Origin of the sequence: Intestinimonas sp. MSJ-38 (assembly GCF_018917925.1) — a bacterium.
GTDB lineage: Bacteria > Bacillota > Clostridia > Oscillospirales > Butyricicoccaceae > Pseudobutyricicoccus.
This window is the reverse complement of sequence record NZ_JAHLPO010000006.1, coordinates 1-14,083: the sequence shown is the minus strand read 5'-3', so window position 1 is coordinate 14,083 and position 14,083 is coordinate 1. Positions and strand designations below refer to the sequence as shown.

Annotated in this window: 15 protein-coding genes; all 15 read left to right on the top strand. The window is 58.2% G+C overall.

What is annotated here, in order from left to right:
• Positions 1–2: 2 nt before the first annotated feature.
• Positions 3–413, top strand: coding sequence for a SoxR reducing system RseC family protein (locus KQI26_RS05285; RefSeq protein WP_118425890.1), 411 nt, complete (start codon positions 3–5; stop codon positions 411–413).
• 64 nt (positions 414–477) lie between these two features.
• On the top strand, positions 478–1,356 hold the full coding sequence (locus KQI26_RS05280) for a YicC/YloC family endoribonuclease (RefSeq protein ID WP_216503558.1): 879 nt from the start codon (positions 478–480) through the stop codon (positions 1,354–1,356).
• A 6-nt stretch (positions 1,357–1,362) separates the two neighbouring features.
• Positions 1,363–1,635: an extracellular matrix/biofilm regulator RemA gene (gene remA, locus KQI26_RS05275; RefSeq protein WP_118425893.1), complete on the top strand. Its 273-nt coding sequence runs from the start codon at positions 1,363–1,365 to the stop codon at positions 1,633–1,635.
• Entirely contained in the window at positions 1,628–2,218 is a 591-nt protein-coding gene (gmk, locus tag KQI26_RS05270; protein ID WP_216503557.1) for a guanylate kinase, read from the top strand. Before remA ends, gmk begins: the two co-directional genes overlap by 8 nt.
• Before the next feature lie 7 nt (positions 2,219–2,225).
• A complete protein-coding gene (rpoZ, locus tag KQI26_RS05265) occupies positions 2,226–2,540 on the top strand; it encodes a DNA-directed RNA polymerase subunit omega (RefSeq protein WP_216503555.1) in 315 nt (104 codons plus the stop codon).
• Between the two features lie 105 nt (positions 2,541–2,645).
• Complete coding sequence (priA, locus tag KQI26_RS05260) at positions 2,646–5,111, top strand: primosomal protein N' (RefSeq protein ID WP_216503553.1); 2,466 nt, start codon at positions 2,646–2,648, stop codon at positions 5,109–5,111.
• 39 nt (positions 5,112–5,150) lie between these two features.
• Positions 5,151–5,618: a peptide deformylase gene (gene def / locus KQI26_RS05255; protein ID WP_118425901.1), complete on the top strand. Its 468-nt coding sequence runs from the start codon at positions 5,151–5,153 to the stop codon at positions 5,616–5,618.
• Entirely contained in the window at positions 5,618–6,544 is a 927-nt protein-coding gene (fmt, locus tag KQI26_RS05250; protein ID WP_216503551.1) for a methionyl-tRNA formyltransferase, read from the top strand. Before def ends, fmt begins: the two co-directional genes overlap by 1 nt.
• Before the next feature lie 17 nt (positions 6,545–6,561).
• Entirely contained in the window at positions 6,562–7,248 is a 687-nt protein-coding gene (locus KQI26_RS05245) for a zinc metallopeptidase (protein ID WP_118746828.1), read from the top strand.
• The gene (gene rsmB / locus KQI26_RS05240) at positions 7,248–8,582 is read left to right on the top strand and encodes a 16S rRNA (cytosine(967)-C(5))-methyltransferase RsmB (protein ID WP_216503550.1); all 1,335 of its coding nucleotides are present in this window, start codon (positions 7,248–7,250) and stop codon (positions 8,580–8,582) included. Before KQI26_RS05245 ends, rsmB begins: the two co-directional genes overlap by 1 nt.
• A gap of 1 nt (position 8,583) precedes the next feature.
• On the top strand, positions 8,584–9,633 hold the full coding sequence (gene rlmN / locus KQI26_RS05235; RefSeq protein ID WP_118746830.1) for a 23S rRNA (adenine(2503)-C(2))-methyltransferase RlmN: 1,050 nt from the start codon (positions 8,584–8,586) through the stop codon (positions 9,631–9,633).
• A complete protein-coding gene (locus KQI26_RS05230; RefSeq protein WP_118746831.1) occupies positions 9,630–10,364 on the top strand; it encodes a Stp1/IreP family PP2C-type Ser/Thr phosphatase in 735 nt (244 codons plus the stop codon). The genes rlmN and KQI26_RS05230 overlap by 4 nt, the downstream gene beginning before the upstream one ends.
• Before the next feature lie 12 nt (positions 10,365–10,376).
• Positions 10,377–12,395: a Stk1 family PASTA domain-containing Ser/Thr kinase gene (pknB, locus tag KQI26_RS05225; protein ID WP_216503548.1), complete on the top strand. Its 2,019-nt coding sequence runs from the start codon at positions 10,377–10,379 to the stop codon at positions 12,393–12,395.
• On the top strand, positions 12,392–13,276 hold the full coding sequence (gene rsgA / locus KQI26_RS05220) for a ribosome small subunit-dependent GTPase A (protein WP_253292692.1): 885 nt from the start codon (positions 12,392–12,394) through the stop codon (positions 13,274–13,276). The genes pknB and rsgA overlap by 4 nt, the downstream gene beginning before the upstream one ends.
• Positions 13,252–13,893: a thiamine diphosphokinase gene (locus KQI26_RS05215; protein WP_216503546.1), complete on the top strand. Its 642-nt coding sequence runs from the start codon at positions 13,252–13,254 to the stop codon at positions 13,891–13,893. Before rsgA ends, KQI26_RS05215 begins: the two co-directional genes overlap by 25 nt.
• Positions 13,894–14,083 lie beyond the last annotated feature (190 nt).

Sequence of the window (14,083 nt, the reverse complement as noted above, 5' to 3'; positions counted from 1 at the left end):
ATATGGAACAGACAGGAAGAGTGGTGGGCATTTTGCCGAACGGCCGGGCTCAGGTGGAGATCCAGCGCCGGGCCGCCTGCGCCTCCGACTGTGAGAAATGCGGCGGCTGTTCCCATCCGGAGCAGACCATGCTGGTGGAGGCCCCTAACGGCTGCGGCGCCAAAGTGGGGGAAAAAGTGGTGATCGAAGCCCATACGGCCAGCATCTTGTCCATTGCGGCCCTGGTATATCTCATGCCGGTGCTTCTGATGATCGCCTGCTATTTTGTGCCGGTGCCCGGAGGGGAAGGAGTGCGGATTTTGTGCTCCCTGGCGGGACTGGCCATCGGGACCGCCCTTTGTATGCTTTATTCTCGGCGGATGAAGAAAAATCGCCGGGTGCTGTTTGAGATCCGGCCTCTTCGCCGGGGCTGATTGCCAAAACAGGCAGGATGTGCTATAATCAATGAGTTACCTTGGAAACAAGGGGGAATAGAAAATGATCAAGAGCATGACCGGCTACGGCCGGCAAAAAGGAGAGAACGAACGGCGGGAAGTCCAGGTGGAGATCAAATCGGTGAACCACCGGTATCTGGACCTGAATGTGAAGGTGCCCCGCATCTATTCTTTCCTGGAAGAACCCATCAAAACGGCGGTGAGTGCTGCCGTGGCCCGGGGTAAAGTGGATATTTATCTGTCCATCACCGCCAAGGAAGGCGGGGATGCGAAGGTATCGCCCAACCTGGCTCTGGCCGGGGAATATCTGCGGGCTTTGGAGCAGGTGCGGGACACCTACTCCCTGAAAGACGATATCTCGGTGATGGAATTGGCCCATATGCCCGATCTTCTCACCGTGGCCCGGGAAGAGCCGGACGCCGAAGAAGTGAAAACCCAGGTGCTGGAAGTTCTGGAGCGGGCTTTGGAAGAGTACAACGCCATGCGGCGCACCGAGGGCGAGCGCCTTTGTGAGGACATTGCCCGCCGTGGCCAGGAGATCGGCAAAATGGTGGATCAGGTGGAACAGCGTTCCCCGCAATCGGTGGAGGAGTACCGCCAGAAGATCGCCCAGCGGATGACCGAGATCCTGGGCGACAGTGACATTGCCGAGCAGCGCATCCTGGCAGAAGCGGCCCTTTTTGCCGACAAAGTGTCGGTGACCGAGGAAGTGGTGCGTCTGCGCAGCCATCTTTCCCAGCTCCAAAAGATGGTGCAGGGAGATGCTCCGGTGGGCCGGAAGCTGGATTTCCTGGTGCAGGAACTGAACCGGGAGGCCAATACCATCGGATCCAAGGCCAACGACTACGAGCTGGCCCAGATCGTCATCGAGATCAAAGCAGAGATCGAAAAGATCCGGGAACAGATCCAGAACCTGGAGTGAGCAGCTATGAAACTGATCAACATCGGCTTTGGAAACATGGTCTCCGCCAGCCGTCTGGTGGCCATCGTCAGCCCGGAATCGGCGCCCATCAAGCGGGTCATCCAAAATGCCAAAGAGAAGAATATGCTCATCGACGCCACCTACGGCCGGCGCACCCGGGCGGTGCTTATCACCGACTCCGAGCATGTGATTTTGTCGCCCTTGCAGCCGGAGACCGTGGCTAACCGCTTGGGCAATCTGGACTATGACGAGGATGAAGGGGAAGAGGAAGATGAGTAAAGGCAATCTGTTTATCGTCACCGGCCCTTCCGGTGCCGGAAAGGGCACCGTGCTGGGACGGCTTCTGCCCACCATGGAGCAGCTGCAATATTCCGTTTCGGCCACAACCCGCGTCCCCCGGGAAGGGGAAGAGGACGGGGTCAACTATTATTTCCTGAATCGGAATGATTTTCTCAATATGGTGGACCGGGGTGAGTTTCTGGAATATGCCGAGTATGTGGGCAATTTCTATGGCACCCCCGCAGGCCCGGTGGACGAATGTCTGGAAAAGGGTGTGGATGTGATACTGGAGATCGAGGTCCAGGGCGCGCTGACGGTGAAAAGCAAGCGGCCCGAGGCCAAACTGGTCTTTATCATCCCTCCCACTTTTGCCGACCTGGAGCTGCGGCTGCGCTCCCGGGGCAGTGAAAGCGATGAAGTCATCGCAAAACGGCTGGAAAAGGCCAAGGAAGAATATTCCATGGCGAACCACTATGATTATATCGTGTGTAACGGGGAAGTGGAGCAGGCAGTGGAAGAGCTGCGCTCTATCATCAAAGCGGCCCGGTGCACCGTGGATCGCCGAATCAATTTGCTGAGGTGAATGAGTTATGATGCTGGAACCTACCATGAGCGATCTGCTCAAGACGATTTCCAACCGGTATTTGCTGGTGAACATTGCCGCAAAGCGGGCCCGGGATATTGCCGACGCCGCTGAGATGGCGGAGGAGCCCCTGGAGGACAAGCCGGTGAAGCTGGCCCTTTATGATATCATCGATCATCGGATCCGTCCGGTGCTCCATCCTGTGGAGGAGACCGGGGCCGGAACCGACGAGACCAAAGCCATGCTGTCTGCTCTGGAGCAGTCGGAGCCGGAAGAACAGGATCTGGGGCTGGATATGGAAACGGAAAACGAGGAAGAGTAAGGATTTGCAGATGAGGGGTTGTCTTGGCGCGGCCGGGAAAAGGCGGGGAATGTTTCCGCCTGTCTCCCTGCGCCGGGACGGCCCCTTTTGCCGGTGAGGGATGGTATGTATCTGATTGCAAAGGTGGCGGTGGCCGGGGCGGTCATCTCCATCGACAAAGCCTATGATTATCTGGTGCCGCCCTCTCTGGAGGAAGAAGCCCAAAGGGGAAGGCGGGTCACCGCTCCCTTTGGCCGGGGCAATCAGCTGACCGACGGCTTTATTCTGGAAACAGAGCAAAGGGAAGAAAAGCCCCGGGGAATTAAGGCCCTGGCCCACATCTTCGGCCCGGAAGCGGCCCTGGATGAGGAGGGGCTGTCCCTGGCGGGAACCTTGCGCCGCCGGTATTTCTGCACTTTTTTCGAAGCGGCCAATCTGATGATGCCTCCAGGCGTCTGGTCCCGCCGGACCTATTACCGGCTGGCTCCCGGGCTGACGGTGGAAGAGGCCTGCGCCCGGTGGGAAAATGACTGGGACGCCCAGGCTGTCTGCCAGACCCTGGGAGACAAGGGAGAGGCCGTGGCGGAAGAGGTTTTGAAAAAAAGCCTGTCGGCCGCGGCGCTGAAAAGGGTGTGCAAAGCCCTTTTGCAGGATCATACCATGGAAAAGACGGTGCGCTTTGACGGCGGCCCCCGGGATCAGACCATTCGTATTTTGCGTCTGGCCATGCCTCTTTCCCAGGCGGTGGCTGCACTGCGCCGGGGCAAGGGCTATGAAAAACGGGTGGAGGCCCTGGAGTGCATCGCAGGCTTCCAGGGCATACCGGAAAAAGAGGTGTGCTATCTCACCGGCATTCCCCAGAGCGCTTTGCGGCGCATGGAACAAAATGGCCTTTTGTCCTGTCAGATGGAAGAGACTTTCCGCCGGGTGACGGTCTCCCAAGGAGAGGAAGCACCGCCATTGCTTTTGGAGCCGGAGCAGCAAAAGGTCTGCGAAGGCATCCAGGCCATGGGTTTGCAGCAGCCCGGGGCCGCGTTGCTCCAGGGAGTCACCGGCAGCGGCAAGACCCAGGTGTATATCAAGCTGATCCAGTGGGCGCTGGAGCAGGGGCGCACCGCCATGGTGCTGGTGCCGGAAATCTCCCTGACACCCCAGTTGCTTCGCCGGTTCTGTGCCTATTTCAAAGAGGATGTGGCGGTGTTCCACAGCGGCTTGACTCCGGGACAACGCTATGACGAATACAAACGGGTGAAAACCGGCAAGGCCCGGGTGGTTCTGGGCACTCGCAGCGCCGTGTTCGCCCCTCTGGATCACATCGGCCTGATTATTCTGGACGAAGAACAGGAATGGACCTATAAATCCGATGTGACGCCCCGGTACCATGCCCGGGAAGTGGCCAAATACCGGTGTGTTCACCACAAAGCCCTGCTTCTGCTGGGCAGCGCCACCCCGGCCATGGAAAGCCGGTTTCTGGCGGAAGAGGGGAAATACCGTTTTTTCCGCCTGGACCACCGGTACCGGAACATTCCCTTGCCCCGGGTGATCGTGGACGATCTGCGGCAGCAGCTGCGGGAAGGGGAGCCGGACATCATCGGAAGGGCTTTACAGCAGGAACTGGAGCACAATCTCCAGAAAGGAGAGCAAAGCGTCTTTTTCCTCAACCGCCGGGGCAATAGCCGCCTGGTCACTTGCGTCAGCTGCGGCTATATCCCCCAGTGCGAGAACTGCTCGGTGGCCCTGACCTATCATTCCAAAAACGGCCGGCTTATGTGCCATCACTGCGGCTATTCCCAGCCCATGCCGGAAAAATGCCCCCAGTGCGGGGAAGAGCATCTGCGGCTGGTGGGCTTCGGCACCCAGAAGGTGCAGCAGGAGCTGGAAAGCAAATTTCCCGGCATCCAGATCATTCGCATGGACGCCGACACCACGGTGCAGCGCACTTCCCACGAAAAATTGCTGGACGCCTTCGGCCGGGGGGAAGCCCATGTGCTGCTGGGAACTCAGATGATCGCCAAAGGGCTGGATTTTGACAATGTGACCCTGGTAGGAGTGCTGGACGCCGATCTGTCTTTGTACAGCGGAGACTACCGGGCGGGAGAACGCACCTTTTCCCTGCTCACCCAGGTCATTGGCCGGGCGGGAAGGCGGGAGCGGGAAGGCCGGGCGGTGATCCAGACCTATACGCCGAAAAATCCGGTGATTTTAGCGGCGGCGGCCCAGGATTATGACAGTTTTTATGATTATGAGATCAATGTGCGTCAGGCGCTGCTGGCGCCGCCCTTTGCTCATGTGATCTCCTTCCTTCTCAGCGGGGAGAACCAGGAGCGGACCCTTCGCTCGGCCCAGCGCCTGGCCGCCACACTGGAAGGGTGCTTTTGGGGGCCTTATGCTGCCTTGCGTGCCCCGGTGCTGGGGCCTGCACCACCGGCCATTCAGGTGCTCAACCGAAAGTACCGTTATCAGGTGTCCTTCCGGGGAAAGGATGACGCCGTGACCCGACGCCTGGTGATGGATATTCTCCGAGCCTTTTATGGGGACTCGGCCAATCGGGGAATTACCCTGGTGGCCGACATCGATCCCTATTCCTTATAAATCTAAAACATCCATTTTAATCACGAAGGAGTTTTGAAAATGGCAATTCGTACCATTGTCACTGAGGGGGACAGCTGCCTGACGAAGGTGTGCCGTCCTGTCACCGATTTCAATGACCGTCTCCATATGCTGCTGGATGATATGCGGGACACCCTGGAAAAAGCCGAGGGAGCCGGTCTGGCCGCACCTCAGGTGGGTATTCTCCGCCGGGCCGCTTTGATCATGGATGGTCAGGGAGGATATATCGAGCTGATCAACCCGGTGATCACCTGGGAAGAGGGAAGCCAGGATGGCCCCGAGGGCTGCCTCAGCGTTCCCGGCCGCTATGGCATGGTGGAGCGGCCTCAGCGGGTCACCGTCCGCTTCCAGGACAGAAACGGCAAGGATCAGGAGATTCATCTGGAGGACTTCCTGGCCCGGGCCGCCTGCCACGAGATCGACCATCTGGATGGTCTGCTGTACACCCGCTTGGTGACAAAATATCTGAACCCTGAGGATTTTGAATGATGCGTATTGTTTATATGGGAACACCGGAATTTGCCGTGGCCCCCTTGGAAGGGCTGCTGGAAATGGGGGAAACTGTGGTGGGGGTCTTTACCCAGCAGGACAAACCCCAAGGCCGGGGCATGAAAATGGCGCCGCCGCCGGTGAAAAAGGCGGCACTGGAGCATGATCTTTCGGTGTTTCAGCCCCGGAGCTTCAAAACGGAGGAAGCATTCCAGCAGCTGAAAGACCTGGAGCCCGATCTGGTGGTGGTGACGGCCTATGGGCAGATTTTGCCCAAGCGGGTGCTGGAGCTGCCCCGGTACGGCTGTGTCAATGTTCACGCTTCTCTGCTCCCTGATTACCGGGGGGCCAGTCCCATTCAGCAGGTGATTTTGCGGGGAGAGACCAAAACCGGCGTGACCATCATGCAGATGGATCGGGGACTGGATACCGGGGATATTTTGCTTATGCAAGAGATTCCCATCGAGCCCCGGGAGACGGCAGACAGCCTCCATGACAAACTGGCTGTGCTGGGCAAAGAGACTTTGTGTCTCTTTATGGAAAAGCTGAAAAAAGGGGAGATCACTCCGGAGCCTCAGCCCAAAGAATGCCGGTTTTATGCACCGCTGATCAAAAAGCAGGACGGGCAGATCCATTTTACCGAAAGTGCTGTGACAATCGACCGGATGGCCCGGGGCCTGACACCCTGGCCGGGAATTTTCACCACTTTCCAGGGGAAGACTATCAAATTGTTCGGAATTCATGTGAAAGAGGGGTCTGGTGGTGAGCCGGGAGCCATCCTGGATTGCTCGCCGGAAGGACTGACGGTGGCCTGTCCCGATGGACAGGTGGTCATCGACCAGCTTCAGGCCCCCGGGGGAAAGAGAATGGCCTGTGTTGACTATTTCAGAGGGCATCCGTATAATAAGGACGACCGTTTCGAATAGCAGAAAGGACGATCTTCATGTTTTTTGATTATTACTATCTGGTCCTGGTCATGCCTGCCATTTTGTTTGCTTTGTGGGCCCAGGCGCAGGTGAGCGGAACATTTGCAAAGTTTTCCAAAGTGCGCACCATGCGGGGCCTTACCGGCGCCCAGGCGGCAGAAGCCGTTTTGCGGGCCGGAGGCGTTTACGATGTGCGCATCGAGCGCATTTCTGGCAACCTCACCGACCACTTCGATCCTCGGGCTAAGGTGATTCGCCTGTCCGATTCGGTGTATGACAGCCCCAGTGTGGCGGCCGTGGGCGTTGCGGCCCACGAAGCGGGCCACGCCGTGCAGCACGCTCAGGATTATTTCCCCATCAAGGTGCGTTCGGCCATTATCCCGGTGACCCAGATCGGCTCTTTTTTGGCTTTGCCTTTGATCATCATCGGCCTGCTGCTTTCCAGCCTGAATCTGGTTTATCTGGGCATCGCCTTTTTCGGTCTGTCCACCGTGTTCCAGGCAGTGACTCTGCCGGTGGAGTTTGACGCTTCCCGCCGGGCCATCGCTGCACTGGGCAGTGAGGGACTTTTGTCTCCGGAGGAGCTGCCCGGGGCCAAAAAGACCCTGCGGGCCGCTGCTCTCACCTATGTGGCAGCGCTGGCCGTCTCTCTGGCTCAACTGCTTCGGCTGCTGCTGGTCTTTGGCGGCCGCCGGGACGACTGATGGCCGCTTCGGCCCGCTCTGCCGCTTTGGAAGGGCTGAAAGCCTGGCGGCTGCGGGGGACCTGGCCCGATCAGTTCGTGAAAAAAGAGCTGCCCGCTCTGGGCCTTTCTCCAAAGGACAAGGGCCTTTCGGTGCAGCTGTTATATGGCACCATTCAGAATTTGCAGCGTATTGATTTTTATATCGGCTGCTATTCCTCGGTGAAATTGCGCAAGATCATGCCCCAGGTGCTGGACTGCCTGCGGCTGGGAGTTTATCAGCTGGTGTTCCTCCAGAAGATCCCCGTCAGCGCCGCGGTGAACGAGTCGGTGAACCTGGCCAAGAAGGCCGGGGGAGCACGGGCGGGCGGCTTTGCCAACGCCATTTTGCGGAAGGTGGCTTCCCAGCGGGAAAACTTGCCGGAAGTGACCGGGGAGGATGCCCCGTCCCGCATGGCGGTCTATTACTCCCATCCTTTGTGGTTTGTCCGGCGGATGGCTGTTCTTTTGGGAGAAGAGGAGACCCGCGAGCTTCTGGAGGCCGACAATATGCCGCCGCCTGTGACCGCCCGGGTCAACCGGCTTCGTCTGACGGGAGAAGAGCTGATCGCTCGGTTGGCGGAGGAAGGGATCACGGCCCGGCTTCATCCCTGGCTGCCCGACTGCATCGTTTTTGAAACAGGGGGCGACCTGACGAGCACCCGCTGTTTTGCAGAGGGGCTGTTTTACATCCAGGACGCTGCCAGTCAGCTTCCGCCCTGGGCGCTGGAGATCCGACCGGGGGAGAATGTGGTGGATGTGTGCGCCGCCCCCGGCGGTAAAACCCTCATCGCCGGGCAGATGCAGCAGGGGCAGGGAAGGCTCATTGCCATGGATCTTCACCCCTTTAAATGCCGCCAGTTGGAGGAGACCGGAAAACGCATGGGGCTGTCTCAGCTTTCCGTGCGCTCCTGGGATTCCACTGCAGCTGCTTCCGATCTTCTGGCCCAGGTGGATAAAGTGATCTGCGATGTGCCCTGCTCGGGTCTGGGCATTTTGCGGAAAAAGGCCGATATCCGCTTCAAAAAAGAGGAAGAACTTTTGGATCTGCCCCAGATTCAGGGGAAGATCCTGGAGGCCGCCGCTTCTTATTGCCGCCCTGGCGGAAAGCTGGTCTATTCCACCTGCACCATTCTGCCGGAGGAAAACCAGCAGGTGGTGGAGGCCTTTTTGAAGCAGAACAAGGAGTTTTCCCTTTGTCCTCTGGTACTGCCCGGGGACATGGGAGCGGAAGAGGGATACCGCACCTTCTATCCCCACAAAGATGGCACCGACGGGTTCTTCATCGCCTGTCTGCGCCGGAATCAGGAGTCCTGATATGGAGAAAGTTTGCATCAAATCCATGCTGCCCGGGCAGGTGCAGGAGTACATGGTTTCCCTGGGAGAACCTTCTTACCGGGGCAAGCAGGTCTTTCGCTGGCTGACCCAGGGGGTCACTTCCTTTGACGAAATGAGCGACCTGTCCAAGTCTCTGCGGGAAAAGCTGAAGGAGAAGGCTTTTATCACAAAGCCGGAGATCGTTCGGAAGCAGGTTTCCGCCCGGGACGGCACGGTGAAATACTTATTCGGCCTTGCAGACGGCAACTGCGTGGAAACGGTGGTCATGCGTTACCAGCATGGCAACAGCGTCTGCCTTTCCACCCAGGCCGGCTGTCATATGGGCTGCGCCTTCTGCGCCTCCTTTGAAAAAGGGGAGACCCGGGATCTGACTCCGGCGGAGATACTGGATCAGGTGCTGTTTGCCCAAAAGGACAGCGGACTGAAAATTTCCAACATCGTGCTCATGGGCACCGGGGAGCCGCTGGACAACTACGACAATGTGGTGCAGTTTCTCCGCCTGGTCAGCTGTCCGGAGGGGCTCAATATCGGAATGCGCCACATTTCCCTTTCCACCTGTGGGCTGGTGCCTCGGATCCGGGAGCTCTCTCAGCTGGATTTCCAGCTGACGCTGTCCATCTCCCTTCATGCGCCCAACAACAAGATCCGCAGCACCATCATGCCGGTGAACAACAAATACCCAGTGGAGGAACTGATCCGGGCCTGCCGGGATTACTTCGCCGCCACCGGGCGGCGTATCTCCTTTGAATATGCCATGATCGCTGGGGTCAATGACAGCGACGGATGCGCCAGAGAGTTGGCCGCTCTTTTGCGGGGGCTGATGTGCCACATCAACCTGATCCCCCTCAATCATGTGGAGGGAAGCCCTCTGGCCCCCTCCAGCCGGGAGACCATCCGGCGTTTTCAGGAGATCTTGCAGAAGAAAGGTTTCAATGTGACGGTGCGCCGCAGTCTGGGCGGGGATATTGACGCATCCTGCGGCCAGCTCCGGCGCAAGGCCATGGCGGAAAAGAGGAATCAAAACAAATGAAATTTTGGGGAAATTCCGATACGGGAATGGTGCGCAGCGAAAATCAGGATACTTACCTGATGGCCTCTTTGCCCCGGGGAGCAGAGCTTTTGCTGGTGTGTGACGGCATGGGCGGCGTTCAGGGAGGAAAAGTGGCCAGCACCATTGCCTGCAGCGCCTTTGAAGAAGAAGCACGCCGCCTTCTCCAGAAGGAAGAGGGGGAACAGCCTCCGCTTTCCGATGTGGTCACCGGGGCGGCCCAGGCGGCTAACCGGGCGGTGTATGAAAGCGCCCGGCAGGATGCCCACCTTACGGGAATGGGCACCACGCTGGTGTGCTTGCTCACCGACGGCAAACAGGCGGTGGTGGGCAATATCGGCGACAGCCGGGCCTATCTCATCGATGGGGACGGCCTGCGTCAGGTGACTAGCGACCATTCTCTTGTGGCTGAGATGGTGCGGCGGGGAGAGCTGTCTCCCGGCGAGGCCCGGCACCATCCCAACAAAAATGTGATCACCCGGGCTTTGGGTGTGGAGCAGTCGGTGAGCTGTGATGTGTTCCCCCTGACACCGGGGGAAGGCCAGTTTGTGCTGCTTTGTTCCGACGGCTTGACCAATGAGGTCAGCGAACCGGAGATCTATTATGAAGTGTTCCAGTCCCAGGAGCCGGAAAAGGCCTGCGACACCCTGATCGACATCGCCAAGGATCGGGGCGGACGGGACAATATCACTGTTTTGCTGGCATCATTCTAGGAGGAGTGTACGGTGGATAAATATATCGGCAAAATGCTCGATAACCGCTATGAGATTCTGGAGGTTATCGGGCGCGGCGGCATGGCCGTTGTATACAAGGCAAAGTGCCACAGACTCAACCGGTTTGTGGCGGTGAAGATCCTCAAGGAGGAGCTGGCCCAGGACGAAGAGTTCCGCCGGCGCTTCCGGGATGAATCCCAGGCGGTAGCTATGCTGTCCCATCCCAACATTGTGTCGGTGTACGATGTATCCCGCACAGGGGATGTGGAGTACATCGTCATGGAGCTGATCGACGGCATCACCCTGAAGGATTACATGGAGCGGAAAAGCCCTCTGGGGTGGAAGGAAACGGTTTTCTTTGCCCTCCAGATCGCAAAGGCGCTGGAGCACGCCCATGGCCGGGGCATCATTCATAGGGATATCAAGCCCCAGAATATCATGGTGCTGCGGGACGGCACGGTGAAGGTGGCCGATTTCGGCATCGCCCGCCAGGCCGCCAGCAACAATACTTACAATATGCGGGAGGCCATTGGTTCGGTTTATTATGTGTCTCCCGAGCAGGCACGGGGCGGCCATATCGACAACCGCTCGGATATTTACTCCCTGGGCGTTGTCATGTATGAAATGCTCACCGGGCGTCTTCCCTTTGAAGGAGATACCCCTTTGGCGGTGGCCTTGCAGCACATCAATTCGGTGCCCCTGCCGCCTAGAGATCATGTGCCCGACATTCCCAAGACGCTGGAAGACATTGTGATGAAGGCCATGGCGCCTCAGCCGGCCGACCGCTACCGCAGCGCCACGGATATGATCCGGGATATGGAGAATTTCCGGGATGATCCCCATTACAAGATCGATGTGGCCGCGGTTCACCCAGTGAGTGCTGCCCGATCCCGGGACCCGGAAGAGACCCAGGTGATTCAGTATTCTTCGGAGCTCCAGGCTGCGGCCCAGCGCAAGAATGCCCAGCGTCTGAAAACGGCAGCGGCCCCGGTGGAAGAGGATGACGAGGAGGAAGAAGAGGAAGAGCGGGGCAAACGACGGATCTCCAGCTCTCTGATCTTCACCATTCTGGCCATTGCTATTTTTGCCATCGGCGCAGGATTCTTTATCTTTGCCGTCATCAACCCCTTTGGCAGCGATAAAAAGACCGAGAACGAAACCACTTTGAAAGCTCCCAGCCTGGTGGGCAAAGTCTATCAGGATGTGATTGCCGATCCGGAGATCACAGAGCAGGGAATCATCATCAAAGAAAAGACCCGCATTTATGACAAAGACGCTAAAGAAGGGGAAATCCTCAGCCAGGACCCCAAAGCCGGGGAAGCCCTGAGCGAGGACAAAGTGATCTATGTAGAGGTGTGCAAGGGCGCACCGGCCATGGAAATGGTGGATGTGGTGGGACAGACTTCCCGCCAGGCCGAACTGGACATCAAGAATGCCGCCACCAAAGCGGGCATCACCATCACTGTGCAGACCCAGGAGGAGTACTCCGACGATGACGCCGAAGATACCGTCATCCGCACGGTACCCAAAAAGGGAGAAGAACTGAGCGACGGGGATGTGGTGACCCTGTATGTGAGCATGGGGCCGGAGATCCCTCAGAAAAAGACGCCTAATTTCCTCCAGTGGAACATCAACGATGTGACCCGCAGCGAGGTGAAGAAGTACGGTCTGACCATGGGTTCCACCACCGAAGTGGAGAGCAGCCAGCCGGCGGGAACCATCGTGGGCCAGTCCCCCGATCCGGGCGACATGGTGGATGAAAACACACCGCTGAATTTCGAAGTGAGCAAAGGGCCCCAGCAGAAGGAAGTGACCATCACCCAGGTGATCACGCTGGTGCCCAGTGAAGACAATCCCACAGCCCCCATCCGCGTGGTGGTGGAAGTGGACGGCGAAGTGGCCTATGAAAAGGAACACGATCCCTCCGAAGGTACAGTGAGCGTGCGTCTCAAGGCGCTGGAAGGGGATCACGAGGTACACATTATGGAAAATGGCCAGACCATTTCCCGGGAAACGGTGACCTTCCAATGAGCAATCAAGTGGAAGGGGTGATCCTCAAGGGGATCGGCGGCTTTTACTATGTCCACACTGGCCGACGGCAGATCGAGTGCAAGGCCGGAGGCCGGCTTCGCCTCAACCGCCGGGAAAAACCGGCGGTGGGCGACCGGGTGATGGTGGAAGAGCGGGGGGAAGAAGGGCTGATCACTCAGATCCTGCCCCGGAAAAACTTCCTCCAGCGTCCGCCCATCGCCAACATCGACCAGCTGTTCATCGTGGCCAGCCAGGCCAGTCCGGTGACAGATTCCTATCTCATCGATAAGGTGAGCGTCATCGCTCTGCGCCAGGGGATTCAGCCCATTCTGGTGCTGAACAAGCAGGATGTGAACCCGAGCCAGGATTTTCGCCTGATTTACGAAAAAGCCGGGTTTCCCGTGCTCTCCACCAGCGCCGAGACCGGCGAAGGAGTGGAGGAGTTGCGGCAGATGCTGTGGGGGAAGGTGTCGGCCTTCACCGGAAACTCGGGTATCGGCAAATCCAGCCTGCTCAATCGCCTGGAAGAGGGAGTGCTGATGGAGACCGGCTCCATCAGCCGCATCAGCCGGGGACGGCACACCACCCGCCGGGTGGAGCTGTTCTTCGTGGCCGAAGGGTATCTGGCCGACACCCCCGGCTTTTCCTCCTTTGATATCTCCCGGATGGAGCACATTCCCAAGGAGGAACTGGAACAGTATTTCCCCGAGTTTGAACCCTTTCTGGGCCAGTGCCGTTTTTCCGGCTGCGCCCATTGCAAAGAGCCGGATTGTGCCGTGGACCAAGGGGCCAGGGAGGGGGCCATTGCTCCCTCCCGGCTGGAAAGCTACCGGAAGCTCTATGAGGAGATGGCCCAATGGAAAGAGTGGGAAAACAAATGAACTGGGCCTTTGTCATTGCCGCATCTCCCGAAGAGGAGATCGGCTATATCCGATCGGCCTATGACGCTTTGTCGTCTCCCCTGGTGCTTTGCGCCGATGGGGGACTGCAAAAGGCGGAAAAACTGGGTATCCCCTGTGATATCCTCATCGGTGATATGGATTCCGGCGGGGGAGACGGGGCAAAAGATGTGATGCGTCTTCCTATGGAAAAGGATTTCACTGACACCCAGAGCTGCCTGGAGGAAGCGGTACGGCGGGGATGCAGCCATGTGCTCATCACCGGCGCCACCGGCGGGCGACTGGATCATTTGCTCTGTAACCTTCATCTGCTGGAGGCCCTGGAGAAAAAAGGGGTACATGGGCTGATTGCAGACCGGGATAACCTGGTGCAGCTTCTGGAAAGCGGCCCGGTGCAGGTGCCAGCCTGTTACCGGTATTTTTCCATTTTGCCCATCGATGAGCAGTTGCGGGGAGTTACCATTGAGGGAGCTAAGTATCCTCTTCAGGATGCTATGGTCCAGCGGGATGACTCTCTCACTGTGAGCAATGAAGCTCCTTCGGGGGAAGTGACCATCCAGGTGAAAGAAGGCCGGGCCTTCCTGATCTTTTCCCGATAGCGGTTTGCCGCCTGACACCATACTGATTTCTGCAAGGGCAGCGCCAGAAGGTGCTGTCCTCAGACTGTCGAAAAACCTATATAACGAAAAGGGTCGTCCGCCCTACCCCTATCAATCCGCAAAAAGCCGCGACCTGTGCGTGGCTTTTTGCACTTCTCAAGGGGCAAGTGTGCGCCAAAGGCGTGCATAC

Coding starts and splice junctions, on each gene's coding strand:
- KQI26_RS05230 (WP_118746831.1), top strand. CDS start 9,630: ATGAAATTTTGGGGAAATTCCGATACGGGAATGGTGCGCAGCGAAAAT.
- priA (WP_216503553.1), top strand. CDS start 2,646: ATGTATCTGATTGCAAAGGTGGCGGTGGCCGGGGCGGTCATCTCCATC.
- def (WP_118425901.1), top strand. CDS start 5,151: ATGGCAATTCGTACCATTGTCACTGAGGGGGACAGCTGCCTGACGAAG.
- KQI26_RS05280 (WP_216503558.1), top strand. CDS start 478: ATGATCAAGAGCATGACCGGCTACGGCCGGCAAAAAGGAGAGAACGAA.
- KQI26_RS05215 (WP_216503546.1), top strand. CDS start 13,252: ATGGAAAGAGTGGGAAAACAAATGAACTGGGCCTTTGTCATTGCCGCA.
- KQI26_RS05285 (WP_118425890.1), top strand. CDS start 3: ATGGAACAGACAGGAAGAGTGGTGGGCATTTTGCCGAACGGCCGGGCT.
- KQI26_RS05245 (WP_118746828.1), top strand. CDS start 6,562: ATGTTTTTTGATTATTACTATCTGGTCCTGGTCATGCCTGCCATTTTG.
- rsgA (WP_253292692.1), top strand. CDS start 12,392: ATGAGCAATCAAGTGGAAGGGGTGATCCTCAAGGGGATCGGCGGCTTT.
- gmk (WP_216503557.1), top strand. CDS start 1,628: ATGAGTAAAGGCAATCTGTTTATCGTCACCGGCCCTTCCGGTGCCGGA.
- rsmB (WP_216503550.1), top strand. CDS start 7,248: ATGGCCGCTTCGGCCCGCTCTGCCGCTTTGGAAGGGCTGAAAGCCTGG.
- fmt (WP_216503551.1), top strand. CDS start 5,618: ATGCGTATTGTTTATATGGGAACACCGGAATTTGCCGTGGCCCCCTTG.
- remA (WP_118425893.1), top strand. CDS start 1,363: ATGAAACTGATCAACATCGGCTTTGGAAACATGGTCTCCGCCAGCCGT.
- rlmN (WP_118746830.1), top strand. CDS start 8,584: ATGGAGAAAGTTTGCATCAAATCCATGCTGCCCGGGCAGGTGCAGGAG.
- rpoZ (WP_216503555.1), top strand. CDS start 2,226: ATGATGCTGGAACCTACCATGAGCGATCTGCTCAAGACGATTTCCAAC.